This window comes from Nitrospirota bacterium (assembly GCA_040757335.1).
GTDB lineage: Bacteria > Nitrospirota > Nitrospiria > 2-01-FULL-66-17 > 2-01-FULL-66-17 > JBFLXB01.
Map to the genome: position 1 here is coordinate 1 of JBFLXB010000007.1, position 24028 is coordinate 24028.

The window sequence follows — 24028 nt, forward strand, 5'->3', positions numbered from 1 at the left end:
CCCCGGCGCCCACGAGGCGGCAGACGCTGTCTGATGCCTGGGGAGCCCCGCAAGGCCTGAGGCGCGTGCCTCGGCGGCGTCCTCACGATGGGGAATATCCCGATAGGAGCTTTATCCATGCGCTTCGGTGGAGTCGAGGTGGGGCGCGGTGACGTCCAGGGCCGGCGGCGCCGAGTGCAGACCGCCCCTTTCGGTGGGGTCTTCGCCGAGTGGCCCATCGTCCCGGTTCCACCACCCCGCTCATCGAACCGGACGTGCGGATTTCCCGCATCCGGCTCTCCGACTGGTTTCATGCGTAGGCTCACGGTGGGGACCCCAGATGCAGCGTTCGCAGCCGCAGGACTCCGAGTTCACCGAAGATCCGGTCGGCCGGGAAGCGCCGGGTGCCGCGCGTCGGCACCTTGTGGCGTCGCCTGAGAAAGTGGCGCACGCAGTGGTAGACATACTGGTCCACTGCCCGATATGCCAGGGTGCGCGTTCCGTAGCTGAAGTAGGTGGCCCATCCCCGCAAGGCGCGGTTCAGTCGCGTGACCACCTCGGGCCACGGGGCTTGATTCCCCGGCCGCAGGATCCCTCGCACCGCCTGCTTGACGCGGCGGACGCTCTTCCGGGATGGCTGCGCGGCCACGTACGTGTGGCCGTCTTTCCGGTAGCGTTCGATCCCAAACCGATACCCGAGGAAGTCGAACGTCTCTCGGCGGGCGTTGCGGATGCCGGTCTTGGTCTCGTTCAGGGTCAGCCCGATCGCTCGCATGACGCTCCGTGTCCACTCCAGGGCCGCCGCCGCGTGGCCGCGGCTGACGATCACCAGGTCGTCCGCGTAGGTGATGATGCGCGCCCGGTACTGCCAGTCCTTCCCCTGTCGTCGCCACGCCTTGAGAATGCGGTTCATGTAGATGTTGGCCAGCAGCGGGCTGATGACGCCGCCCTGGGGCGTGCCCATCCGGCTCCGCTTGCCGCCTGTCATCGTCCGATTCCCGCGCTCATCGCGATCTTCGACCGGCACCTTAAGCCAGTTCTTCACCAGCTTCAACATGCCTCGGTCCACCACCCGCCGCGCCACGCTCTGCATCAGCTCGGTGTGCGGGATGGTCTCGAAGTACCGCGACAGGTCGGCGTCGACCACGTCCGTAAATCCATGACACAGGGCCGTGTGAACGACCTTCACGGCTTCCTGTGCGCTTCGCCTAGGCCGATAGCCGTAGGCACTGTCCTCGAAGTCGGCCTCGAAGATCGGTTCCAGCACCAGCTTGGCGGCGGTCTGTACCACTCGATCCCGAATCGTCGGAATCCCGAGCGGTCGCTCGCCGCCTCCCGGCTTGGGGATCATCACCCGTCGCACGGGGTCTGGCTGGTATGTCTTTTCGTGCAACTGCTGTCTCAGCCCCGCCAACCACGTCTCCACGCCCTGCGCCTCAATGTCCGCGAACCGCACCCCGTCCACGCCCGGCGCTCCGCCGTGTTGCCGCGAGAGCCGGTATGCATGGGCCAAGATGTCTTCCCGGTACACCTTGTCGTAGAGCCGGTAGAAGCGGTACGCGGGCTCCGCCTTCGCCTTCGCATACAGCTTCCTCTGGAGCTGCCGGATCAACTCCGGGGTCTCAAGGCTCACGCCAATCCCCTTCCGCTCGCTCCGTCCGAAGCCCCCAGAAGTGAGGCCCCTTCCCTCCCCCGGCGTTACCCGGCTTCGTCAGTACTATGGGCCTCTCCGACGCCCGCTCGGGCGGTGGCCTCACGCCACATCGAGGGTCGCGACCCCTCACCCGTCCGGGCCTCCCACGTTTCGCACAGGACCTTCCCCACGTGCCGTCCCCATTACCCCGGTGGACCGCGCAGGGTGCACTCATCGGCTGCTTCCCCCACGCGCGGCGGCCTTCCCCGTTATTCAGGCGGGTCGGCGTCCACGACATCACTTTCGAGGCCTGCTCAGGGTTCACTCGCGTTACGGCCCATGACGTTGCGCACCCACCCACGGTGGGCGATGTTCGCCGGGGCTTTGACGGCCGGCGTTGCCACCGTCCGCCACCCGGGTCGCTACCCAGTTGAGCCGACCACTACTGGGACGGATCTCTCATCCGCTGGTCCTCTGCGCCTTCGTGGCGCACTGAATAATGCGGGCTAAGTAGATCGTACAGCCAGTCGCGACTCACTCCGGGGACCACGCTGCTCAAATGGTCTGCCCAAGCATCAAAGCTTTCCTTTGATACCCCAACAAATGGCAACCCTTTGAGAGTAGTTCCGTCCTTCCAGAGAGCGGACAACCAACCCACAATTTCCTGGAACGTTTCGTCGTCGGGTCGAGCTTCGGCGGCCCTCTTCCACGACTCGACCAGACCATGACCACCGTCGAATAAGCGGTGTTCCCCGCCACCGATATGCGTGCGGAGATACGTGGCGTCAAGTGCACGATCGTACACGGTTGCCGCACCCTCCGTGATGCCTTTGCTCCAACGAAGCAATGCATCTGGAGATAAAAAAGCCGCTACCGGGCTTACGTAGTCAACGGCGTACCCCGCAGCGGACTTACCCACCTCGAGTCCGCGAGCCATGAACTCTGAAACTTTCGCAGCTGTTTGGCTGTCACTTACCGCAGCCCATTCTTCTCTCGCACGCTTTCCCCACGACTGTGCTTTTTCACGGGCTTTACGCCAGATATCCTTTGAGCGATTGGGCTCGGACATTGGAACTCCTTGTACACCTAACGCCAAAACTAACCCGCCGGCCTCCGACATAACGAGCGAAGCGAGCGGCCCCGCTGGCACCCGGTCGGGTTGAGTGCCGGGTTAGGCGATTGGATCAAAACCCAAAGAATCTCATTCTCACCATGGTGAATACCGTACCGAAAATGAGGAAGCCTATGATCCCATATATGAACCAGTTCCACAAAGTGCTGCGAGTTCTGCTCGTACGAGAGTCGAACGAGCTGTATGGTTTAAAAACGATTCTTGAAACCCAATAGAACACGACGAGGCCAGCCGACACCCAACTCGTGATTAGCCAGATATTCTGACTTCTTAGGGTCATCGCAGGCGAGAAGAACACGACGAGAGGAGAAAGGGAAAAGACAATGAGCTCTACGACGATTGGGGGGTTATAAAACCAATTAAAGTTGCGGTGCGGCTCTAAGAGTCTTTTCAATCCATCGCACAGCGCGGTCGCTAATTCTCTTGCATTCCGTGCATGGCAATTGATAGACAGTTCTGAAGAGGCTCTGCGACGATGAAAACGCAGTCTGACCATTAACAACTCTTGCTTCGAGTAAAGACGACTGGCCTCGACTGTAATCCCCTGGGTCCGATCGGAAAACAAGGCTGGGCCAAAGTCAGAGATACTCTTAAGAACCTCGGTACCGAGGCTATCGGTTATAGACAGAGTATATTCATCGCGAAACGCTTCTTGCTGGTTACCATAAAGATTACCCATGGCAGTCTTGAGGTAATCTTCCAGACCACGGAGTAAATCCTTATCTACGCAGCAAGAAGGGAGGATCATCTCCAATCTAAACTCTGTCATCGCGCCCGCTATGACTCCGATCCGGAAAGCCTAACAGCAAAACTAACCCGCCGGCCTCAGAGCCAACGAGCGAAGCGAGTGAGCGCCGCCAGCAGCCGGTCGGGTTGAGTGACGGGTTAGGCAGCACTCAGTCATCGTCAGTTGTACTGTCCGACTCGCGGAAGGCGGCTCCGTGAAATCCTCTCGCCTCACCGACAACAGGAAAGCCGGGATCATTTGGATCTGAGTATCCCGCGGAACCGCGCTTTCGGGCGCGGCGACCGGCGAAAACCAGGAAGAATCCCAGCAGTATGAGTCCGACTCCAATGGGATAGTAGACGATGGCCACCCAATGACCAAATGGGAAAACCATCGCGCCAATGCCCGCTATCAACACCCCGATAAGTTCTCGTGGACTCATGTGTGGCCTAACGCCCGAACTAACCCGCCGGCCCCCGGCACAACGAGCGGGAGCGAGCCGCCCTGCCGGCACCCGGTCGGGTTGAGTGTCGGGTTAGACCGCTTATGGGTCTCGGGGTTTGGCGATGGCACGTGTTTGTGCCTTATGTCCAGGCAAGTTCTCATTCTCCCAGTTAGCGAACGCGTCTAGACGAAGACCGACAGGTTTCTCCAACCATTGATCAGAGAAGAAGTGTGTCCAGACGTACTCTTTGAGAAATCCAGCTCGGTCAACATCAGCCAGCTGATCGAAATATGAGTCCACAGGGGTAGGAGACTTTTCTTTCAGGGAGAGCCAGTACTCAACAAGATTTCTTCGCGCATCCAGCTCTTCCGAGAAGGAATAACGATAGACGCCTTGACCCGGAAATGTCCTTATGAACTTCCAATCTATCCACTTTGCCCTCGCGTTTGCGTACACCAGCCACCCGACCAGCACCGATTCGTTTGTCTTGTCGAGCGTATCATCCACCACGATAACGGATGTTGATGGCTCAAACGACAAAGTGGCTGTCACGCAATAGTGTAGAAACAGAACGGTCAGGAATAGCAGCCGGCCTCCATAGCGCCATGGAGTGCTCACTATCGATACAGTGGGTAGCATCAACTCAATCGCGGTCTAACGCCAGAACTAACCCGCCGGCCTCCGAGCCGACGAGCGCAGCGAGTGAGCCCCGCTAGTATCCGGTCGGGTTGAGTGCCGGGTTAGACCTGCCATCTCGTGAGTAGATTGTTGACTTTGCCGTCGGCGTGAGCCTTCCGACCACTTGGCAGTACCAAGCACACCGAACCTTCTGGGAGCTGATAGTCGCGCTCAATACGCCGAGTGATGCCGCCCACCGTTGCATCGACGCGCGCCGCCCTGAACCGCACTGGATTCTGCTTCTTCGGTTTCCTCTTTGCCATTCCGAGTCTCCTCGTGTGGAGGTCTAACCATTGATTGACTTGCCAAATTGCCCTGATAGTGCGATATTGGCGGGGTTTTCAGGCAGTGTTACCCCATACCGTTATCACCGATCAGGGCACCGTGGCTCCAACCTTATGCCTGACCTGACGGGAAGTCAACGACCCAGGCTCCTGGACGACGTGCGGAACGTGCTCCGCCTTCACCACTATTCCATTCACACCGAACGATCCTACGTGGATTGGATCGTCCGGTTTGTTCGTTTTCACCGGATGCGCTCACCACAAGGCGGCGGTTCGACGCGCCGAGTTGACCAAGCCGATCAGCGCGCATACCTTTCGCCATTCCTTCGCCACCCATCTCCTTCAGCGCGGAACTGACATCCGAACCATTCAAGCACCTCCTGGGGCACACCGATGTGTCCACCACCATGATCTACACCCACGTCCTGCAGCAGGGCGGTCACGGCGTCGTGAGCCCACTGGACGATCTGGGTGCCTGATCATCCTTCCGTTGGCTTAGATGCACGAGGGACCGGCCCCGGGCGAGGTTTTCGAGAGCCGGAAGATTTATGCGGTGGAGGCGATGACCCCCCCGCCGACCACCACGTTGCCGTCGTAGAACACGATGGACTGGCCCGGAGCGACCGCGCGCTGGGTCTGGTCGAACACGACGCGCAGCAGCCCATCGCGATACGGACTGAGCGTGGCACAGGCCTCGGGTGTCTTGTAGCGGTACTTGGCGGACACCCTGGTCGGCTCGGTGATGGCGGCCACCGCACCCAGGCGCACGTCCTCGACCTCGCACGCGTTGGTGTACAGGTCCGCCTCGCCACCCAGCACCACCAGGTTGCGCTCGGCGTCCAATTCCGTGACGTAGCGCCGCTCGCCGGCAGCCACGCCCAAGCCGCGGCGCTGGCCCACGGTGTAGAACGCCACGCCGCGATGGGATCCGAGGGCTTCGCCGCCCACGCCCACCATCGCGCCCGGCTGTTCGGTCTCGGGCAGTTGAGCCGCCACGAACTCCCGGTAGTCCTTCTGCGTGACGAAGCAGATTTCCTGGCTCTCCGCGATGTCGTCCACGGGCAAGCCCATGGCCTCGGCCCGCTGCCAGACCTCGGCCTTGGTGAGTCCACCCAGCGGGAACAATGTGCGGCGGAGCTGATTCTGCGAGAGCCGATACAGGAAGTAGCTCTGGTCCTTGAGAGGGTCGACGCCCTTGAGTAGGCGATGGCGACCGGAGCGTGCGTCGTGTTCCACGCGCGCGTAATGCCCGGTGGCCAGCAAATCAGCGCCCATTTCTTCGGCAGCTTCAGAGAGCAGCGCGAACTTTACGCGCTCGTTGCACAAGACGCACGGGTTGGGCGTGCGGCCGGCGGCGTACGTAGCGCAAAAATCGTCGATCACCGCGCGACGAAACCGCTCCCGCGCGTCGATCACTCGATGCGGAATCCCCAGTTCCTTTGCGACGTATTCGGCGATCCCGATCTTGCAGCACGAGCGATCCTGCCAGCGCTTCTCGCGTTCACCCGGCTCGGACCAGGTGCGCAGCGTCACACCCTCGACACGATACCCGAGAGCGACGAGCATCGATGCCACCACCGCGGAATCCACCCCGCCGCTGAGGCCGACCACAACCTTTTTCCCTCGGTTCATCATGCTTGTGTTGGATTATAGGGCAAGCCTAGAGCCTGCCCAAGGCGTGTATCTTCGCTATTGTGGGTACTAAATGCAAGGGCGGCCACAGTGGCCGCCCTTGTTGGCCGCCCAGAAGGCGGCGGATGCAAGGCGGAACGAAGCCTCGCACCGCAGCGTACTGTATCGTACGTGAGGATGCGAGGCTGAAGTGACAACGCAGCAGCCGCCGCCTTCTGGGCGGCCGGCCGCGCCGGTTAGTCGTTCGCCGCGATGGCGAGCGGCTCGCGATCCAGCATCACTTCGGTCCGCGCCTCACCCTTCATTTCGCACTGCCCGTTGAACCGTACGCCGGCTTCGATCATCAGCGCGGGAGTTTTGATCGAGCCGGTGACCACGGCGGGATTGAGCAATTGGACCTTCTCGGTCGCCGTCACATTGCCTGTGATCTTGCCGCCGCAAACCAGCGTGCCGACCGACACTTCCGCGTCGATCACCGCGGTGTCGCCCACCACCAGCGTACCGCTGGAAACGATTTCTCCCTCGATGTGCCCATCGACCCGAACCGTGCCTTCATACGTCACCACGCCTTTGAACCGCGTGCCCTTGCCCAAAAACGCGATGATCTCGTCGGGATTGCCGCTTCGCTTTTCGCGATCGTCCACTCTCCTGTTCAGCATCTCGTGGTCTCCTCTCTGTACGTGCCTTGCGGGTCGGGGGCCCTCATAGCCCTTTCGATAAACCGGACGCTGCCGGTCCAGCCTCCAGCCATTCTAGCAGACGTTCCAGCTCCTCGCTCGACGCGTACTGGATACGGATCTGCCCGGCACGGGCCGTTCCGACAATCGACACTCGCGTGCCGATCGCTCGCCCGAGGCGAAGTTCCAGATCCGCGACTTCCACCGGCACCGAGCGACGACGGCTCTTGCGCGAGCCCACGCCGGCCAGGGCTTCGGTCTGTCGCACCGACAGTCCTTCGACCATGACGCGGCGGCCCAGCGCGAGCTGTTTATCAGGCTCCAGTCCCAACAGAGCCTTGGCGTGGCCGTGGCTTAACCGACCGTCGAGCACTGCGTGCTGAAGTTCCTCCGGGAGTTGCAGCAGCCGTAGGGTATTGGCGACGCTCGACCGGTCTTTATGCACGCGATGGGCCAGATCATCCTGGGTCAGACCGAACTGCATCATCAGCCGGCGGAACGCATGAGCCGCCTCCATGGGGTTCAAGTCCTCGCGCTGGAGGTTTTCGACCAGCGCGAGCACCGTGGCATCCTCGGGCGAAGCCTCCTTGATCACCGCCGGAATCTCGGCCAGCCCCGCCCGTTGTGCGGCGCGCCACCTCCGCTCTCCGGCGATCAACTCATACCCATTCGGTATTTTTCGAACCACCACCGGCTGCAGGACCCCTTGGGACTTGAGGGAAGCGGCCAGCTCCTCAAGGGACGACTCGGCAAAGCGCTTGCGCGGCTGGTGCGGGCTTCGCGTGATCAGGTGCACCGGGATCATGACACCCTGGCCCCGTTCTGGAGGTGGGCTCGCGTCTCCCAAGAGCGCCTCCAGACCCCGTCCCAATGCTTTGCGCTCGCCTCCGGGGCGGGCCTTCACCGCCGAGGCGGCGTGTTGATGTTCTATGCCGTCCGTTTGAGCACCTCCTTGGCAAGCTGCATGTACAACTGCGCGCCGCGCGATGCGATTTGGTACAGCAGGACTGGTCTGCCGTGGCTTGGGGCCTCGGCAAGCGTCACGTTGCGCGGAACGATCGCATCGAACACCAACTCCCCCAGATGACTTCGCACTTCGGACGCGACTTGCACCGACAAATTGTTGCGTGGGTCGTACATGGTCAGCAAGATCCCTTCGATACGCAAATCCGGGTTCACGGATTGCTGCAGATGGCGGATCGTATCAAGCAATCGGCTGAGCCCTTCCATCGCATAGTATTCGCACTGCACCGGGATCATGACCGACCGCGCGGCCGTGAGCGCATTCACCGTCAGCAGCCCGAGCGAGGGGGGGCAATCAATGAACACGAACTCATAGTCGCCCACCACCGGATCCAGCGCCCGCCGGAGAAACAACTCGCGTTCAGGCAGGCCAACCAGCTCGACCTCCGCGCCGGTCAAATGCACGTCAGCCGGAATCACGTCCAGGAACTGCAGATCGGTCTTTCGGATCGCCTCGGCCGCCTTGCACGCGCCGATGAGCGCGGCGTAGCTCCCGGCTCCAGGTTCACCGTGCAGACCGACCCCGCTGGTGGCATTGCCTTGGGGATCGAGATCAACGAGGAGGACGCGTCGCTCAGCCACGGCAATGGACGCCGCAAGGTTGACGGCAGTGGTGGTTTTTCCCACACCGCCCTTCTGGTTGGCGACTGCGATGACGCGGCTGGCTCCGTCCATGGTCCGCTCAACGGGCCGCATGGTAGCACAACCACGCGATCAAATGATAGACGTGGACAATTTTTGTGAGAGATGTTCCACGTGGAACATCTCGATGTGGTCTCACGTGGTCGTACGCGCGACCAGCAGAGCAGAGGCGATGTTCGTTTCGGGGAGGTGGTACCGATGGACGACGAACCCTGCTCCAGCGCGATCCGCCTGCTCCCTGGACGCCCAGATCACGACTCGACCGCCCGAAGCGAGCAACGGCACAGCGAGCGCCTTGGCCATTCGGGGCTCGGTGACCGCGCGCATCAACACACAGTCGAATCGATGGCCCAGGTCCGTCGGCATCTGTTTGAGCGAAATCGTCGTCTCCACCACGGTCACTCGTTCGAGCTTGAGTAGGGCGCAGACCGTGGTCAGAAACGCAGCACGTTTCTGACGCGGCTCGATCAAGGTCATGCGTAGGTCGGGTCGAGCCATCTTGATGGGAAGGCCTGGAAACCCAGCCCCCGATCCTAGATCAGCGACCTCCGCGCCCGGAGGCACATCTGCCAACACGGCAAGGCCAGCCAAGGAATCGAGCACATGCCTGCTGATCAGTTCTTGGAGATCAGTGGTCCCGGTGAGATTGATCCTGCGATTCCACTTCTGGAGTTCGACGAGATACCGTTCGAACTGACCGAGTTGGGCTGCAGAAAGGTGCGCGCCCAGTTCAGCGGCGCCACGTTCGAGGATCTGAAGCGGGGTGACAGCTTTCACCCGAGAGTGATCAGGCGGGCTGGAGCCTGGTGGTTGATCCGCCACGGCGTTCACGTTCAAGCGCCACGAGCAGAAGCGAGAGCGCGGCTGGTGTCACGCCGGAGATGCGCGAGGCCTGGCCCAGAGAGCGCGGGGAGACAGCAGTCAGTTTCTCGACCACTTCTCGGGACAGCCCAACGACCTGGGCGAACTGGAATCCGATCGGGATCTTCCGATCCTCAAACTGTTTGAATCTGGCAACGTGCTGCTCTTGCCGCTTTAAGTATCCCTCGTACTTGATCTCCAGCTCAATCTGCTCTGCCAGCTCGGGATCAAGTGCTGCGAACTCAGGCCACATCTCAGCCAGGTCAGCCAACCCGACTTCCGGGCGCTTCAGGAACTGAGCTGCTGTAATATCCGACGAAAATCCTGGCCGAGCTGATGATGGCGCGACAGCCGACACACGGGTGCGCGAGAGCTTTGCGATTTGTCCCTCTATCAAAGCCCGCCGCGCCCTAAACCGCTGGTGGGTCTCAGCATCGATCAGGCCGATCTCTGCTCCGAGGTCCATCAGGCGGACATCCGCATTGTCGTGCCGAAGCAGCAACCGGTACTCGGCGCGAGACGTAAACATCCGGTACGGCTCGTTCGTGCCCTTGGTGACAAGGTCGTCAATCAACACCCCGATATAGGCTTGGGAGCGCTCCAACACCACGGATTCGCGCTCCTGCACAGACAGCGCCGCGTTGATACCCGCCATCAGGCCCTGTGCCGCGGCTTCCTCGTATCCCGACGTCCCGTTGATCTGGCCCGCGTGGTAAAGGCCCGGCACCAGCTTGGTCTCGAGCGTGGGCCAGAGCTGCGTGGGTGGAACAAAGTCGTATTCAATCGCGTACCCGGGCTTGATGAACTCCACGCGTTCGAGGCCAGGAATCGTCCGCACGAATCGATGCTGCACATCGACCGGCAGGCTCGTGGAAATCCCGTTCGGATAGTAGATGGGAGTATCCAGACCATCCGGTTCCAGGAACACTTGATGGCGCTCTTTGTCGCTGAACCGGTGGATCTTATCTTCGATCGACGGACAATACCGCGGGCCAGTGCCCTGGATCACACCGGTAAAGAGCGGGGAGCGATCGAGATTGTCGGCGATGATCTGGTGTGTCTCGGCGCTCGTGTAGGTCAGAAAACACGGCACCTGCGCCTGGGAAATGCGGTCCGTACGATAGGAAAACGGCCGAGGGGGATCGTCTCCGTGCTGCGGTGTGGTGACGGAAAAATCGATCGTGCGGCCGTCCAACCGCGGCGGCGTGCCGGTCTTCAGCCGGCCGAGCGTGAACCCCAACGCTTCCAAGCTGCCGGATAGTCCCTCCGCTGCAGGTTCGCCCGCGCGCCCGGCGGAAAACCGAGTCAGGCCCACATGGATCAGCCCTCGCAGAAACGTGCCGGTCGTGACGATCACGGCCTTTGCGCGATACAGCGTCCCATCCTTGGTCACCACGCCCTCAACGCGTCCATCGCCCGCTACCACACGATCCACCTGTTCGGGCACGATCGTGAGACTCGGTTGGGCCTCCAGCGTGGCCTGCATGGCCAGCCGGTATCGCACGCGGTCCGCCTGCGCCCGCAGCGCCCGTACCGCCGGGCCCTTTGATGTATTCAGCATTCGGAACTGAATACCAGTCTCATCAATGGTGCGCGCCATCTGCCCGCCAAGCGCATCGATCTCCCGGACCAGATGTCCCTTGGCAATCCCGCCAATGGCCGGATTACACGACATCTGGGCAATGTTCTCGTAATTCATCGAGAAAAGGAAGGTGTGGCACCCCATCCGAGCCGCTGCCAGCGCCGCCTCACACCCTGCATGGCCGGCGCCGATGACGATGATATCCAAGTTTAGTCCGGTCTTCATCGCACCACTTTGGCGATCATTCGGTGACTGTTCCACGTGGAACAGTGGTTTTGATCGATTGCATGTCGTAGAAGACGCAGCACGTTCCAGCTTTGGGTCGCAATGTTGCCCCGCAAGCGCGACATTCGTAGCTGATCAGCCATGCGTCAAGAGGCATTATTTCCTTGATCTCAGCCCGGCACTGTGGACACGTGATCGTGGTTGAGGTCATCATTTTCCAACGCAGAATCTGGAAAATATCTCGTTCAACACGTCGTCTGTTGTCACGGTCCCCAAAATCTCTCCAAGCGAATCGACGGCACCACGCAGATCCAGGGCAAGACACTCGTGAGGGCCGCCCTGATCCAGTGTTTCCTGCAGGTGCACAAGAGCGGATTCGGCGCGTTTGAGCGCATCGACGTGGCGGAGCTTGGTCACGAATGCACCATCCTTGGCCGCCACGCCTCCGTTGAAACGGGTCACGATTTCGCCGATCAGGGCTTCGATGCCTTGGCGCGTGACGGTGGAGACCCGGTGGACTGATGTTCCGCCCAGCGCTTCGGAGATCGCGTCGACATCTACACGCTGTGGCCGATCCGCCTTATTGGCCACCGCGATCACTGGACGCTCTTTCATCTCAGCCAACAGCGCTTGATCATCGTCTGCCAGCGCCTCGGAGCCGTCAAATACAGCCAGGATCAGATCAGCGGTATCGACCGCGTTCTTTGTGCGGCGAATGCCTTCGACCTCCACCGGGTCGGTCGTCTGACGCAGGCCGGCGGTGTCCGATAATCGCACAGCAATCCCGCCGAGGTCGGCCACTTCTTCAATCGTATCGCGCGTCGTGCCTGGAATCGGGGTCACGATCGCGCGGTTCTCGCGCAGCAACACGTTGAGCAGGCTGGACTTGCCCACGTTGGGCCGACCTGCAATCACGATTGATGCTCCTTCGCGGACGATGCGCCCGCGATCGGCTGTGGCCAGCAGCCGCCGGAGTTCGCATCGCGCCTCGTCCACCGCTGCCACCAGCGCTTCGCGCGGGAGAAACTCCAAGCCCTCTTCGGAGAAGTCGATGCTCGCCTCGATCTCGACCAGCAGGCCGACCAACCGCTCTTGCAGGGTGCGGATTTCTGCCGACAGCTCGCCGCGCAAGTGCGCCACCGCGGCGCGCGCACCCGCATCGCTCTGGGCGCGGATCAAGTCCATCACGGCCTCGGCCTGCGCCAAATCGATGCGGCCGTTGAGGAACGCGCGTCGGGTAAACTCGCCGGGTTGAGCCATGCGCACGTCAGGAGCGAGCAGCAGGCCGACGACCCGCTTGAGCACGTGCGGTCCACCGTGGCAAGACAGTTCGACCACGTCCTCGCGTGTGTAACTCTTCGGGGCCCGCATCACCGTGATGAGGACCTCGTCGACAATACCTTTATGGGATTCATCGATCACGTGGCCGAACGCCACGCGACGATCTTCGAGGGCCTTCACCGGCTGGTTGGACTGCAGGCGCACCACGCGGTCGGCCGCGGCAATCGCCGCAGGTCCGGACAGACGGATGACGCCGATCGCGGCCTCGCCGGGCGCGGTCGCGATCGCACAGATGGTGTCAGGCGGAGCTGAACGAGCCGGCATCCGAACCCTCGGTCACGTGGACAACCCTTTGGGGATCACGAGGGGTTGCGGCTTATAGTACCGCAGCGTCACGTACTGTTGCAGGATGGTCAGAATATTGTTGGTCATCCAGTACAGCACCAACCCGGCGGGAAACGCCAGGAAGAAGAACGTGAAGACGATCGGGAGCATCAGCATGATCTTGGCCTGACGGGGATCCATGGTCGTCGGCTGCATCTTCTGCTGAACGAACATGGTCACCCCCATAAGGATCGGCAGCACGTAGTAGGGATCCTGAACCGACAGGTCGCTGATCCAGCCGACGAACGGCGCCTGCCGCAATTCGATGGAGGTGTAGAGGATGTTGAACAAGGCGATGAAAAACGGGATTTGGACCACCATCGGCAAACATCCCCCAAGAGGATTGACCTTGTTGGTCTTGTACAAGCTCATCAACTCTTGGTTCAGCCGCATCTTGTCGTGTTTGTATTTTTTCTGCAGCGCCTGGGTTTGCGGCTGCAGGGCCGCCATCGCCTTCATGGACACGAAGCTCTTGTGCGATAACGGCGCGAAGGCCGTCTTGATCAGCGTGGTCAGCAAGATGATCGCGACGCCGTAGTTGCCGGTGAACCCGTGCAGGAACTGCAGGAGCAGGAACAGCGGCTCGGCGATCAGCCGCACGAGCGACCAGCTCCCGTAGATAAACCACCCGAAGTCGATCGTCTCCTGCAAGCCGATCTGGAGCGCAGCCAGTCGGTCGTACTCTTTGGGGCCTGCATACAGACGGACGGCCACGGGTTTGCCGTCCGCGGGCGCGGTTTCGCGAAGGCCGATGGTCAGCCGCTTCTCCGCGAATCGCTCGGCGACCACCGTGCCGATGGGCGACGCGGGAATGAGCGCGGTCAGGAAATACTTGTCCTGCAGCGCGGTCCAACTCACGCGCCCGGGATGCACCGCCGGCTGCTCGAGCTTGGACGGCTTGTCTTGGATGACCCTGCCATCGACCAGGCTGCTGGGCCCGATATAGCCCACGAACGTCGCGTCGCCCCATTCGCGAATTCCGAAGTTCTCGCCCAACGTCAGGCGATAGCTCCCCTCGAGTCCCCAGGTCGTCACCTCAACATCCACCAGGTACTCGTCGTGGTGGAACGTCAGTCGTTTGACGAGGACGGCTCCACCGGGCGCTCGCGCTTCGAATCGCAGGGTCCCGGTGGGATGGTTCGCGGTCAGGCGTAGATCGTCGCCTTCCAGCGTGAACAAGCCGTCCTGGAAGGTGCGCCGCACCTCCTCGTCACTCCCGTCGACCACCACCGATAGCGGGCCCAACCCCCCGGCGGGAGGCGGCGTCAACAAGTCGATCGGAGTCTGGTTCTCAGGGCCGTTGGTGTACCGCGCCAACCGCCACGAGGTGATCACGCCGCCGCGCGTGGACAACGCGGCTCGATACAGATCCGTCTCCACCACGACGGTCCGTTCCGCACCCGCGACGGTGCCAGACGGCGCAGGGGGTAAAGCCGCGACCGCCTCCGGCGGCGCCTTAGCGGGCGCATTCCCTCCGGACCCGGGCTCGCTCGTCGAGCTCGCTTGACCCTGCGCGCCATCACCGGTCGGGGGAGGCGGCGCGGGAGGAAACAGCACCGAGTACCCGATGATGATCGCAATCGACAGAATGAGAAACAGGACGGCGTTGCGTTCCATGGCGTCGGAGAGAAGACGTGCCGGTCAGGTGCCGGCGGCAGGCAGCGGAGCAGTCCTCACGGCACCGGATCGTATCCGCCCGCGTGCAGCGGGTGACAGCGCAGCAGTCGGCGGGCCGTCAGCCACACACCGCGGGCCGCGCCGTGACGGTCCACCGCCTCGGTCGCGTACGCCGAACAGCTCGGGAGGAAGCGACACCGTGGCGCGAGCAGCGGAGACACCGCCGCGCGATATCCCCACAGGAGCGCCAGACACGTGGTCGCGGCGGGCTTCTGGCGGAATCGATTCCAGGATGAACGCAGCCGTCTCATCGCTTTTCGGGATGTCTCCAGTTGTCAAACAGCGCGGAGACCCGCTGGCTCAAGGTGACCGAGGACCACACTCCGGCCGGCGCGCGCGGTAGCAGAATCCAGTCCCAGCCTGGCGGCACGGTGTCGGGGTGCGTGCGAAGCAACTCCCGCAACCGACGCTTGATCCGGTTGCGCGCAACCGCTCCGCCGAACCGGCGCCCGACGATCACCCCGACCCGGCGCATCTCCCGACCCGGATCCTGGCGAACGCCGATCAGAGTCAGAGGGCCTCGGGAAAGGCGTCGACCGCGGTCAAAGATCCTTCGGATCTCCACACTGCGTGTGATCCGCCCCACTGGGCCCGCGCCGTTTACACGGTCAGGCGTTTTCTCCCCTTGGCGCGGCGCCGCTTGAGCACACGACGCCCATCGGTTGTGGACATGCGTTTGCGGAATCCGTGAGTGCGCTTGCGGCGCAATTTGCTGGGCTGCCTGATCGTGACCGACATCGGTGTGGACCCCCGTGCTTGTTATTTCCGAAAAAACGCCATATTATAGGGAACCCCCCTGGGGGTGTCAAACCCTACGACTCGACCACACAGATGCACGGCACACCAACGAACGCAGCGGACCTCGACGAGCGATCCGCGTCCCTTTCCACGACGACCGCCGCGGATCGCGACACGCTGCTTCGCTTGCTCTTCGAGCGGGGATTCCGGTTCAGCCAAGAGCCGGCGTTTCGACTGGCGTCCGGTGCCCTCAGTCGGTACTACCTGAACGGCAAACTGGTCACTCTCGATCCCAAAGGCGCCACACTGGTCGGCCGGCTGGTGTTCGAGCGCGTCCGGGGTACGGATATCCGCGCGATCGGCGGGCTCACCCTGGGCGCCGATCCGATCGCGCTCGCCACCGCAATCGCCAGCGAGGCGGCGGGCGCCCCGATCGCCGCTTTTGTGGTCAGGAAGGAACCCAAAGGCCATGGCACCGCCGGGTGGATCGAGGGCCCCCTGCCCCCCGGAGCGCCGGTCGCCGTGGTGGACGACGTGGTGACCACCGGCGGATCAACCGAAAAGGCGTTGGACGTCTTATTTCAGCTCGGGCATCCGGTTCGGAAGGTGATCGCTCTCGTTGACCGCGACGAGGGTGGCCGCGAGGCGATCGCTCGACGAGGCGTGCCGTTCGAAAGCCTGTACACCATCAGCGATTTCTTGGCCCTGTGGAATGCCAGCGCTTCATGAGCCGTCTTATAACCAGTCGGGCTGCGTCAGGCGGTCCGCGGGACGGCTTCTGAGGGCGCCGGCATCCGTGAGATGCCCGTCCCAAGCCGCAACCGACATCGTGGCCGGCGCGAGGTCCCGCCTCCCTGAACAAGCGGACACTCCGTCGCCTCATCGGAAAGGAAGGGACGTGTGAATCGACGCAGGGCTGTTTTGGCACTCGGCTGCCTCGGTGCGTGGTTAGTGATCGCGCCCGCGCAAACCCAGGCTTCGCTTCTGGCTTCCGAGATCGTACAGAAGTCCGAGGATGTGCATCCCGGAAAGGATCAGCGCGCGAAGTTGACCTTTACGATCAAGGAGGCGGACGGCGGCGAACGGAAATCGGTGCTTCGCCGCTACTGGAAAAACTACCGCGGACAGAACGGACTGGACTTCAAGGTGCTCGTGTTCAACGAGTATCCCCCGGACGCAAAAGGCAGCTCGTTCATGTTGTGGTCATACGATCCCCGAAGCGGCAAACCCGCGGACCGGTGGTTGTATATCCCGATCCTCAATAAAGTCAACAAGCTGTTGCCCAATGCGGAGACCGCGGGGATCGCCAGCTCCGACCTGAACCCAAACGACATGGTGTCCCGTCCGGTCGACCGCGACGTCCACAAGCTGATCGGCGAAGAGGTGGTCGGGAACCGCTCCTACTACGTGATCGAAAGTACGCCCAAAAAACCAGACCCGTTGTACGCCTACAGTAAAGTCGTCAAATGGATCACCAAAGACGCCTTTTTGAAGGAACGTGTGGACTACTACGACCTTCACGGGAAGCTGCTCAAAACGCAGTACATCACCTGGAAACCCATCAAAGACGCCTGGGTGTGGGAGAAGGTCGTCATCAACAACGCCCAGACCGGTTCCGAGACGTATCTGAGCATCAACGATATTAAAACGGACTCCGGGCTTCAGGATTCCTTTTTCAGCGAACGATCGATGAAACTGGGGCTCGATCACTTGCCATGACCACCGGGGAAACCGGGCGACCCACTCGGTTTCGCCTGCGGCTATGGCGGCCGCGGCTCAAAACTCGCCTCGGATTGTTCATGCTGACCGCGGGCCTGGTTTCAGGCGCCGTGGCGCTCGGCTTCATCTATTTCATCGGCACCGCGACGCTCAAGACCGCGATCGGGCGCAGTTTCGAGGAGCTTGCGTCATCGACCAGCGCCAACATCGACACCCTCTTCAGCCACCACATCGAGGAAGCCCGACTGCTGGCTTCGGCACAGGCCGTCCTGTCCTTGGTCGAGGAATCCAACGCCTTCTTCAGCAGTGACTCGCCGGAACAGGTCCGCGCCAGAATCCGCGACATCGACGATCGCTGGCGGCACGCCCAGGGCGTCGACGCGTTCCTCCTCGAAATTCAAGGCAATCGCGCCACCGCGTCGCTGAGGAGGTTCGTGTCCCAGGCACCCGACCCCAAATTGTACGTCGCCATCCTGGTCACCAATACCTACGGAGCGCTGGTGGCAGCCGCAGGCCAGCCCGCTCGCTACGACTACAGCGAGGAGGCGTGGTGGACCAAGGCCTCCCAGAACGGAACCGGACGCCTCTTCATCAGCGGTCCTGAAGGAATCACCGAAGCCGGAGACTCGGCCATCGTGATCGCCACCCCCATTCTCAAAAACGAACAGGCGATCGGCGTGTTGGCCGTGGTCACCCGCGCCGACACGCTGCTTCGTGGCGTGACCTCCGCCAAGATCGGAACAACCGACCACACGATGATCGTCACCAAACGCGGAGACGTGGTGTTCTGTCCGATGGCGCCTGCCAAGAGCCATACCCTGACCGCCGCACAAATCGCCGCGGTTACGCAGGACCGCGCAGGGTGGATCGCCACGCGCGATGACGTCCACTACCCCGGACGCGAGGCCCTCAATGGTCACGCCCCAATCATGATCACGCAACGCCTGGACCTCGACAACTTCGGCGGTCAGCCGTGGTACGTGGTCACCAGCCAAAATCCCTCCGAGAGCTATGCCTCGATTTTCACCCTGCTGCGCTGGATTGCCGTCGCGGGATTGGTCGGCACCCTGATTTTTGCCCTCCTGGGACTCCTCGCCGCCCGTCGGATTGTCCGACCCATTCAGGTGTTGCAGGCAGGCGCCGACTTGATCGGTCAAGGAAATCTGAACCACCGCATCGAAATCGCGACCGGAGACGAAATCGAGGACCTCGCCAACCAATTCAACAAGATGGCGCACAAACTCAAACTGTTTTACATCGGGCTCGAGGAGAACGTCAAAGAGAAGAGCTGGAAAATCGAACACCAAAATAGAGAGTTGTCGATCCTTTACGCGATCGCCGCTACGCTGAACCAAGCCCTGCCACTGCGGGAGCTGCTCGACCTGACCTTGAATAAAATGCTTGACGTCATGGAGGCCGACGGCGGTATTATCTGGATGGCTCAGCCACCGCCTGGGTCATCCCCGATCACGGCGACCAAGCTGCCGACGCTGTCGCCGGGGCAGATGAGTAGCCTGATCGAGTTGATCCACCACATCAGTCTCCAGGTCCGGCAGACCGGGGAGCTGTGGGCGACCGAGAACCTGGCGGTGGACGGCCGTCTGGAAGGGGTGCGATCGAGCGATCCCGGGTTCGTGTCGCTGGCGGGTATTCCCTTGATCGCCCGGGATCATGTACTGGGCATTTTGTTCCTGCTGTATCGCGATATACGGGCGCTGACGTCGCGGGAGGAAAAGCTGCTGGCGTCCGTTGGGAGCCAGATCGGGGTGACCATCGAACACACGGCGTTGGCTGCGCAGAGTCGGGAGGCCCCATCCTCCCCCTAAACGCTCGATCCGACAGGAGAATATTCTCCTAGTACGAATGGTCTAAATTGTACAATGCTTGGCTTTAACGGACCAGAGCAGGCCAGGAAAACCGAGTTCGAAGAGCTAACGCTCCCGTATCTCGACTCGCTCTACGGGTTCGCCATGATCCTGACGGCCAACAGCGACGATGCCCACGACCTTGTCCAGGACTCGTATCTGCGGGCGTTTCGCTTTTATCATCGCTACGAACACATCGCCAACTATAAGGCCTGGTTGTTCACCTTGACCAAAAACCTGTTCATCAACCGATATCACCAACGGGCCCGTGAGATCTCCTTGTCGGACATCGATATCGTTGACGATGAACCGTACGAATCACCCGCCCCGTTGTTGCTGTTTGCGTACGATCGTCACGAACGGGGCGTTTTCCGGCGCGACATCCAGCTGGCCCTCATCGCGTTGCCTGACAAATTGCGGCTCGCCGTGCTGCTCAAAGACGTCGAGGGCTTCGATTACAAAGAAATCGCGGAGATCATGGGGTGTCCACTGGGCACAGTGATGTCGCGACTGTCTCGAGGCCGCAACCTGCTCAAGAAGTCGCTACGGGATTACTGGCACCCCGGCGAAGGTCGGCAGGCCGACCGCCCCGCCCACAGGGACGCGTCCTGATGTACGACTGCTCCACCATCATGAAGTTGGTGCACGCCTACCTCGACGGTCAATTGGACGTCAAAGAATCGCTTCGCGTCGAATCGCATCTCCAAGAGTGCCAGGACTGCCGAGAGAACTTTCTCGCCGAGAAAGAATTCCAGAGCCTAGTGCATCGCAGCGTGACCGTCGCCCCGGCGCCTGAATTCACTTCCCGGTGCCTGCAGGCGGCATTGGACCGAGAAGTCAGACATCGCGTTCGAGCGCAGCGTTTTCGTCGTCTGCCGTGGATGGCAGCCGCGATCGCGCTGACCGCTGCCGTGGCCGTATTCGTGGCAATGAGCGAGTCGAAAGCCCGCGTGCCCCGCCTGGTCACACTCGCGGTCGATGCGCACGCCACCTATCTGCGCGACCCGGCCGCGCTGGACGTCACGAGTACGGATGGCACGGTGGTGTCCTCATGGCTGTCAAACCAACTACCCTTTGAAGTGGCTATACCCAGCAGAGGACTGCCCGGGTTTGAATTGGTCGGCGGGAAAGTCATCGCCGATTCCCAGACGCCAGCCGCGTACCTCGCCTACGGAACAGGCGGGGAGACCGTCTCGCTTCTCATGATGCCTCCCCAGGAAACTCGTCTGACCGGGCGGGAGGTCATCAGCTTCCGCAATATCCTGTTTCACCCCGCCGACGTGTCCGGCTACCACACCTTAGAGTGGTCCGACAACCGGTACACCTACGTCCTCGTATCCTCGAGTCGCAGGGCCGTGGATCAGGCGTGCCTTCTCTGCCACCAGTCAAGCGCCGGTCGCGAACTCGTCTCAGGCTTCGCGAACGGCCTTAACGGAATCTGATCACCACCAGCGATTCGTTTTCTGCCTAACTGATCTTCCTCGACCCATCGCAGAACTCTCCCTGTCGCGGGGACCGAGGTCGGTTGCTGGAGCTTGTGCGGATCAGGATGCACGCACGGGCGTGCGGCGATGCTACGCGGACTTGACTCCCATATCCTGGTCGTACACCAGGATGGGTTCCGCGGTATTCTGGATCGCTTCTTCCGTGATGATGCATTCCTTGACGTTTTTCGAGGAGGGAATTTCGTACATCAGCTCGAGCATGACGCGCTCAAGAATGGCCCGCAGGCCGCGGGCACCGGTCTTCTGCGCGTAGGCACGCCGAGCCACCTCGGCCAGCGCGCCGGCCGTGAACTTGAGTCGGACTTTTTCAAACGAGAACAACCGCTCGTATTGCTTGACCAGCGCGTTCTTGGGCTCCGTGAGGATCTTGACCAGCGCGTGCTCGTCCAAATCATCCAACGTGGCCAGGACCGGAAGCCGGCCGACAAACTCGGGAATCAGTCCGAACTTCAGTAAATCCTCGGGCTGAACCTGTGCCAGCGTGTCGCCAAGCCGACGATCCTCGCGGCTCTTGATGTCGGCTCCGAACCCCATGACCCGGTCCTGCAGGCGCTGACCGATGAGCGACTCGATCCCCACGAAAGCGCCCCCGCAGATGAAGAGAATCTGACTGGTATCGACCTGGATGAATTCCTGGTGGGGATGCTTTCGCCCCCCTTGGGGCGGGACGTTGGCCACGGTGCCTTCGACCAGCTTCAACAGCGCCTGTTGCACCCCTTCACCCGAGACGTCCCTCGTAATCGACGGCGAGTCGCTCTTGCGGCTGATCTTGTCGATTTCGTCGATGTAGACGATCCCTCGTTCGGCCTTTTCGATATCGTAATCCGCGGCCTGGAGCAACTTGAGAATAATGTTCTCAACGTCTTCTCCCACATAACCCGCTTCGGTCAATGTGGTGGCGTCCGCGATCGTGAACGGCACGTCGAGGATCCGCGCGAGGGTTTGCGCCAACAGGGTTTTGCCGGTGCCGGTCGGGCCGATCAAGAGGATATTGCCTTTTTGCAGCTCGACGTCGCTCGCAGCCGTGCCTGCGTTGATGCGCTTGTAGTGATTGTGAACCGCCACCGCGAGCACCTTCTTCGCCCGCTCCTGCCCCACCACGTACTGATCGAGGATGCGTTTGATCTCCACCGGTTTGGGTAACGACGAGGAGGTGACGAGCTGTTTCTCGGTCTCGGCTTCTTCGGCGATGATGTCGTTGCAGAGGTCGATGCACTCGTCGCAAATATAGACCGTCGGGCCGGCGATCAACTTGCGGACCTCGTCGCGGCTCTTTCCACAAAATGAGCATCGCAACGCCTCCGGCCGGTCTGCTTTTCGCTTGTCGTCCACCCTCATCCTCTCACGCGGCGCCCGCCTTCAGTAACGGTCCGCTTAGGTTTTCGCCCCGACTGGAACCCGCTCGAGGACGCCGTCGATGAGGCCGTATGCCTTGGCTTCTTCACCCGACAGGAAGTAGTCCCGCTCCGTGTCCAACTGGATCCGCTCCAATGACTGACCGGTGTGTTTGGCCAGAATTTGATTGAGCCGCTCGCGCGTCCGGAGGATCTCTTTGGCGTGAATACCGATGTCCGTGGCCTGCCCTTGGAACCCGCCGAGCGGCTGGTGGATCATGATCCGCGCATTCGGCAAGGCGAAGCGTTTCCCGTGAGCCCCGGCCGCGAGCAGCAAGGCCCCCATGCTCGAGGCTTGGCCGATGCAGATAGTGGACACGTCGGACTTAATGTACTGCATCGTGTCGTAGATGGCGAGGCCCGCCGTCACCAACCCGCCGGGGCTGTTCACGTACATGCTGATGTCCTTCGCCGGGTCTTCCGCTTCAAGGAAGAGCAACTGCGCGATGATCAGGTTCGCGGACACGTCGTCGATCGGCGCGCCGACAATAATGATCCGATCCTTCAGGAGGCGTGAGTAGATATCGTACGCTCGCTCGCCTCGGTTCGTCTGCTCAATCACCATCGGTACCAGCATGCTGCGCTCCTTACGAACTCAAAAGGGAAATCCCTCTCCCGTGACTACCTAGGCTCCTGACCGCCGGTGGAGCCGTCTTCTTCCCTGACCTCCGCGTGCTCGATCAACCAATCGAGGGCCTTCTCTCGTCGCAACGTGGCGCGAAGCCCGACGAACTCCCCGCTGTCGCCGGCCAAGATGCGACGCATCTCCCGGACGTCGGAGCGAGTTTCGGCTGCCAGACGCTGTACCTCGTGTTCAATTTCGTCCGATCCCACATCGAGCGCTTCCCGCTCGGCGATGGCTTCCAGCAGGAGGTCGCCCTTGACGCGTTCTTCCGCAGCGACCGCCGCCTGGCGCGTTAACGTTTCCGGGTCCACCCCGGGAACCGGTCGGGCTTGCGCGGCGGCTTCGAAGTGACGCTCCATCCGGTCACGGATCAACGCCGCCTCCCGTTGGACCAGGCTGGGCGGCAAGTCCACCTGATGTCGATCCACCAGGGCCTTGAGGAGGGCTCGGCGTTCCTCGGCGCGTTGGTCGGCTTCTTTCCGCCGGGTGATCTCGGAGCGCACCCGATCGCGCAGCACCGCCAGCGATTCCACTCCAACGTCCTTGGCCAATTCGTCATCCAACGCAGGCAACACCTGTCGCTTCACGTCCACCACGGTCACTCGAAACAGCACCCGCTGACCGGCCAGCTGCGGGTTATGGTGATCGGCAGGATACGTCACCTCGGCATCGAAGTGGTCCCCCCGGCGGCGACCGCTGAGCGCGGTTTCGATTTCCGGTACCACGGATTTCGCCCCGACGTGAACCACGTAGGCTTTAGCCCCGGCGTCAGGCAACGGTTTGCCGTCAACGGAGCCCTCAAAGTCGACGATCGCGAAATCACCCTCCGCGACGGTGTGACCCTCGTCGGTGCTCACCAACTCCGCTTGGCGTAAGCGGAGATTCTCGATCGCCGCGTCCACCTCGGGCACATCGACCACGACGCGACGCCGCTGGAGCGGCAGACCTCGATAGGGCTGCAACGCGATCGCCGGTCGCACTTCGACCACCGCTCGAAACGACAGGGGGGCGTCTCTGGACACCGAGAGCTGGTCAATCGTGGGGAGCTGGACCGGCACCAAACCGGCTTGCTTGATCGCTTGGTCGTAGAACCGCGGGACCAACCGGTTGACCACGTCGTCGGTCACCTCGCGGTGAAAACGTTTTTCGAGAACCGCCAGGGGCACCTTGCCCGGTCGAAAGCCCGCGACCTTGACCCGACGCCCCAACTCCGCGTAAGCCGACGCGAACTCGTCCCCCACCACTGATGGTTCAACTTCGACGGAAAGCGCGCGTTTGACTGGGGAGAGGTGTTCTACCGAAACCTTCATATCCGGTCAG

Annotated in this window: 25 protein-coding genes and 1 pseudogene; 7 read left to right on the top strand and 19 right to left on the bottom strand. The window is 61.7% G+C overall.

Going from position 1 to position 24028, the window contains the following annotated elements; translation table 11 throughout:
- Nucleotides 1-301 precede the first annotated feature (301 nt).
- From ltrA to AB1451_05445, 4 genes are all read right to left on the bottom strand, one after another.
- On the bottom strand, nucleotides 302-1612 hold the full coding sequence (ltrA, locus tag AB1451_05430) for a group II intron reverse transcriptase/maturase (protein ID MEW6682355.1): 1311 nt from the start codon (nucleotides 1610-1612) through the stop codon (nucleotides 302-304).
- Between the two features lie 442 nt (nucleotides 1613-2054).
- Complete coding sequence (locus AB1451_05435; protein ID MEW6682356.1) at nucleotides 2055-2681, bottom strand: hypothetical protein; 627 nt, start codon at nucleotides 2679-2681, stop codon at nucleotides 2055-2057.
- Nucleotides 2682-2796: 115 nt separating this feature from the next.
- Entirely contained in the window at nucleotides 2797-3498 is a 702-nt protein-coding gene (locus AB1451_05440; protein MEW6682357.1) for a hypothetical protein, read from the bottom strand.
- Between the two features lie 517 nt (nucleotides 3499-4015).
- Nucleotides 4016-4423, bottom strand: a complete 408-nt coding sequence (locus AB1451_05445) for a hypothetical protein (protein MEW6682358.1) — start codon at nucleotides 4421-4423, stop codon at nucleotides 4016-4018.
- Nucleotides 4424-4992: 569 nt separating this feature from the next.
- On the opposite strand from AB1451_05445, the gene AB1451_05450 reads away from it, so the two are divergent.
- A complete protein-coding gene (locus AB1451_05450) occupies nucleotides 4993-5235 on the top strand; it encodes a phage integrase N-terminal SAM-like domain-containing protein (GenBank protein ID MEW6682359.1) in 243 nt (80 codons plus the stop codon).
- Nucleotides 5141-5357: pseudogene (locus AB1451_05455) on the top strand (tyrosine-type recombinase/integrase). Before AB1451_05450 ends, AB1451_05455 begins: the two are co-directional and overlap by 95 nt.
- Nucleotides 5358-5424: 67 nt before the next feature.
- Here AB1451_05455 and mnmA read toward each other — a convergent pair.
- From mnmA to rpmH, 12 genes are all read right to left on the bottom strand, one after another.
- Nucleotides 5425-6513: a tRNA 2-thiouridine(34) synthase MnmA gene (gene mnmA, locus AB1451_05460; protein MEW6682360.1), complete on the bottom strand. Its 1089-nt coding sequence runs from the start codon at nucleotides 6511-6513 to the stop codon at nucleotides 5425-5427.
- 233 nt (nucleotides 6514-6746) lie between these two features.
- Entirely contained in the window at nucleotides 6747-7169 is a 423-nt protein-coding gene (locus AB1451_05465; protein MEW6682361.1) for a polymer-forming cytoskeletal protein, read from the bottom strand.
- A gap of 43 nt (nucleotides 7170-7212) precedes the next feature.
- Nucleotides 7213-8091 (bottom strand): ParB/RepB/Spo0J family partition protein, encoded by an 879-nt coding sequence (locus tag AB1451_05470; GenBank protein ID MEW6682362.1) that lies wholly within the window; start codon nucleotides 8089-8091, stop codon nucleotides 7213-7215.
- Nucleotides 8092-8114: 23 nt separating this feature from the next.
- Nucleotides 8115-8885: a ParA family protein gene (locus AB1451_05475; GenBank protein ID MEW6682363.1), complete on the bottom strand. Its 771-nt coding sequence runs from the start codon at nucleotides 8883-8885 to the stop codon at nucleotides 8115-8117.
- A 102-nt stretch (nucleotides 8886-8987) separates the two neighbouring features.
- Nucleotides 8988-9629, bottom strand: coding sequence for a 16S rRNA (guanine(527)-N(7))-methyltransferase RsmG (gene rsmG, locus AB1451_05480; protein ID MEW6682364.1), 642 nt, complete (start codon nucleotides 9627-9629; stop codon nucleotides 8988-8990).
- Between the two features lie 10 nt (nucleotides 9630-9639).
- Nucleotides 9640-11520: a tRNA uridine-5-carboxymethylaminomethyl(34) synthesis enzyme MnmG gene (mnmG, locus tag AB1451_05485; protein ID MEW6682365.1), complete on the bottom strand. Its 1881-nt coding sequence runs from the start codon at nucleotides 11518-11520 to the stop codon at nucleotides 9640-9642.
- A 16-nt stretch (nucleotides 11521-11536) separates the two neighbouring features.
- Nucleotides 11537-11734, bottom strand: a complete 198-nt coding sequence (locus AB1451_05490) for a GDCCVxC domain-containing (seleno)protein (GenBank protein ID MEW6682366.1) — start codon at nucleotides 11732-11734, stop codon at nucleotides 11537-11539.
- On the bottom strand, nucleotides 11731-13125 hold the full coding sequence (mnmE, locus tag AB1451_05495; GenBank protein ID MEW6682367.1) for a tRNA uridine-5-carboxymethylaminomethyl(34) synthesis GTPase MnmE: 1395 nt from the start codon (nucleotides 13123-13125) through the stop codon (nucleotides 11731-11733). The genes AB1451_05490 and mnmE overlap by 4 nt, the downstream gene beginning before the upstream one ends.
- 12 nt (nucleotides 13126-13137) lie before the next feature.
- A complete protein-coding gene (gene yidC, locus AB1451_05500; protein ID MEW6682368.1) occupies nucleotides 13138-14802 on the bottom strand; it encodes a membrane protein insertase YidC in 1665 nt (554 codons plus the stop codon).
- A 56-nt stretch (nucleotides 14803-14858) separates the two neighbouring features.
- Nucleotides 14859-15113 (bottom strand): membrane protein insertion efficiency factor YidD, encoded by a 255-nt coding sequence (yidD, locus tag AB1451_05505; protein ID MEW6682369.1) that lies wholly within the window; start codon nucleotides 15111-15113, stop codon nucleotides 14859-14861.
- Nucleotides 15110-15448 (bottom strand): ribonuclease P protein component, encoded by a 339-nt coding sequence (gene rnpA / locus AB1451_05510; protein ID MEW6682370.1) that lies wholly within the window; start codon nucleotides 15446-15448, stop codon nucleotides 15110-15112. Before rnpA ends, yidD begins: the two co-directional genes overlap by 4 nt.
- 14 nt (nucleotides 15449-15462) lie before the next feature.
- Nucleotides 15463-15600 (bottom strand): 50S ribosomal protein L34, encoded by a 138-nt coding sequence (gene rpmH, locus AB1451_05515; protein ID MEW6682371.1) that lies wholly within the window; start codon nucleotides 15598-15600, stop codon nucleotides 15463-15465.
- A gap of 93 nt (nucleotides 15601-15693) precedes the next feature.
- On the opposite strand from rpmH, the gene pyrE reads away from it, so the two are divergent.
- The 5 genes from pyrE (at nucleotide 15694) to AB1451_05540 (ending at nucleotide 20626) form a co-directional block, all read left to right on the top strand.
- A complete protein-coding gene (pyrE, locus tag AB1451_05520) occupies nucleotides 15694-16329 on the top strand; it encodes an orotate phosphoribosyltransferase (protein ID MEW6682372.1) in 636 nt (211 codons plus the stop codon).
- A 171-nt stretch (nucleotides 16330-16500) separates the two neighbouring features.
- Nucleotides 16501-17319 (top strand): outer membrane lipoprotein-sorting protein, encoded by an 819-nt coding sequence (locus AB1451_05525; protein ID MEW6682373.1) that lies wholly within the window; start codon nucleotides 16501-16503, stop codon nucleotides 17317-17319.
- Nucleotides 17316-19145, top strand: coding sequence for a cache domain-containing protein (locus AB1451_05530; protein MEW6682374.1), 1830 nt, complete (start codon nucleotides 17316-17318; stop codon nucleotides 19143-19145). The genes AB1451_05525 and AB1451_05530 overlap by 4 nt, the downstream gene beginning before the upstream one ends.
- Before the next feature lie 54 nt (nucleotides 19146-19199).
- On the top strand, nucleotides 19200-19796 hold the full coding sequence (locus AB1451_05535; GenBank protein ID MEW6682375.1) for a sigma-70 family RNA polymerase sigma factor: 597 nt from the start codon (nucleotides 19200-19202) through the stop codon (nucleotides 19794-19796).
- Nucleotides 19796-20626: a zf-HC2 domain-containing protein gene (locus tag AB1451_05540; GenBank protein MEW6682376.1), complete on the top strand. Its 831-nt coding sequence runs from the start codon at nucleotides 19796-19798 to the stop codon at nucleotides 20624-20626. The genes AB1451_05535 and AB1451_05540 overlap by 1 nt, the downstream gene beginning before the upstream one ends.
- A gap of 132 nt (nucleotides 20627-20758) precedes the next feature.
- On the opposite strand, the gene clpX is transcribed toward AB1451_05540, so the two are convergent.
- Genes clpX through tig form a run of 3 tightly spaced genes read right to left on the bottom strand, consistent with a single transcriptional unit; the run spans nucleotide 20759 to nucleotide 24018 of the window.
- Complete coding sequence (gene clpX / locus AB1451_05545; protein MEW6682377.1) at nucleotides 20759-22021, bottom strand: ATP-dependent Clp protease ATP-binding subunit ClpX; 1263 nt, start codon at nucleotides 22019-22021, stop codon at nucleotides 20759-20761.
- Between the two features lie 42 nt (nucleotides 22022-22063).
- On the bottom strand, nucleotides 22064-22660 hold the full coding sequence (gene clpP / locus AB1451_05550; GenBank protein MEW6682378.1) for an ATP-dependent Clp endopeptidase proteolytic subunit ClpP: 597 nt from the start codon (nucleotides 22658-22660) through the stop codon (nucleotides 22064-22066).
- 44 nt (nucleotides 22661-22704) lie between these two features.
- Nucleotides 22705-24018, bottom strand: a complete 1314-nt coding sequence (tig, locus tag AB1451_05555) for a trigger factor (GenBank protein MEW6682379.1) — start codon at nucleotides 24016-24018, stop codon at nucleotides 22705-22707.
- Nucleotides 24019-24028 lie beyond the last annotated feature (10 nt).

Excerpts from the sequence above, each read along its gene's own strand:
- AB1451_05540 (MEW6682376.1), top strand. The coding sequence starts at position 19,796 with ATGTACGACTGCTCCACCATCATGAAGTTGGTGCACGCCTACCTCGAC.
- tig (MEW6682379.1), bottom strand. The coding sequence starts at position 24,018 with ATGAAGGTTTCGGTAGAACACCTCTCCCCAGTCAAACGCGCGCTTTCC.
- mnmE (MEW6682367.1), bottom strand. The coding sequence starts at position 13,125 with ATGCCGGCTCGTTCAGCTCCGCCTGACACCATCTGTGCGATCGCGACC.
- AB1451_05490 (MEW6682366.1), bottom strand. The coding sequence starts at position 11,734 with ATGATGACCTCAACCACGATCACGTGTCCACAGTGCCGGGCTGAGATC.
- AB1451_05535 (MEW6682375.1), top strand. The coding sequence starts at position 19,200 with ATGCTTGGCTTTAACGGACCAGAGCAGGCCAGGAAAACCGAGTTCGAA.
- AB1451_05450 (MEW6682359.1), top strand. The coding sequence starts at position 4,993 with ATGCCTGACCTGACGGGAAGTCAACGACCCAGGCTCCTGGACGACGTG.
- pyrE (MEW6682372.1), top strand. The coding sequence starts at position 15,694 with ATGCACGGCACACCAACGAACGCAGCGGACCTCGACGAGCGATCCGCG.
- rpmH (MEW6682371.1), bottom strand. The coding sequence starts at position 15,600 with ATGTCGGTCACGATCAGGCAGCCCAGCAAATTGCGCCGCAAGCGCACT.
- AB1451_05435 (MEW6682356.1), bottom strand. The coding sequence starts at position 2,681 with ATGTCCGAGCCCAATCGCTCAAAGGATATCTGGCGTAAAGCCCGTGAA.
- clpP (MEW6682378.1), bottom strand. The coding sequence starts at position 22,660 with ATGCTGGTACCGATGGTGATTGAGCAGACGAACCGAGGCGAGCGAGCG.
- AB1451_05465 (MEW6682361.1), bottom strand. The coding sequence starts at position 7,169 with ATGCTGAACAGGAGAGTGGACGATCGCGAAAAGCGAAGCGGCAATCCC.
- mnmG (MEW6682365.1), bottom strand. The coding sequence starts at position 11,520 with ATGAAGACCGGACTAAACTTGGATATCATCGTCATCGGCGCCGGCCAT.
- yidC (MEW6682368.1), bottom strand. The coding sequence starts at position 14,802 with ATGGAACGCAACGCCGTCCTGTTTCTCATTCTGTCGATTGCGATCATC.
- AB1451_05475 (MEW6682363.1), bottom strand. The coding sequence starts at position 8,885 with ATGGACGGAGCCAGCCGCGTCATCGCAGTCGCCAACCAGAAGGGCGGT.
- AB1451_05530 (MEW6682374.1), top strand. The coding sequence starts at position 17,316 with ATGACCACCGGGGAAACCGGGCGACCCACTCGGTTTCGCCTGCGGCTA.
- mnmA (MEW6682360.1), bottom strand. The coding sequence starts at position 6,513 with ATGATGAACCGAGGGAAAAAGGTTGTGGTCGGCCTCAGCGGCGGGGTG.
- yidD (MEW6682369.1), bottom strand. The coding sequence starts at position 15,113 with ATGAGACGGCTGCGTTCATCCTGGAATCGATTCCGCCAGAAGCCCGCC.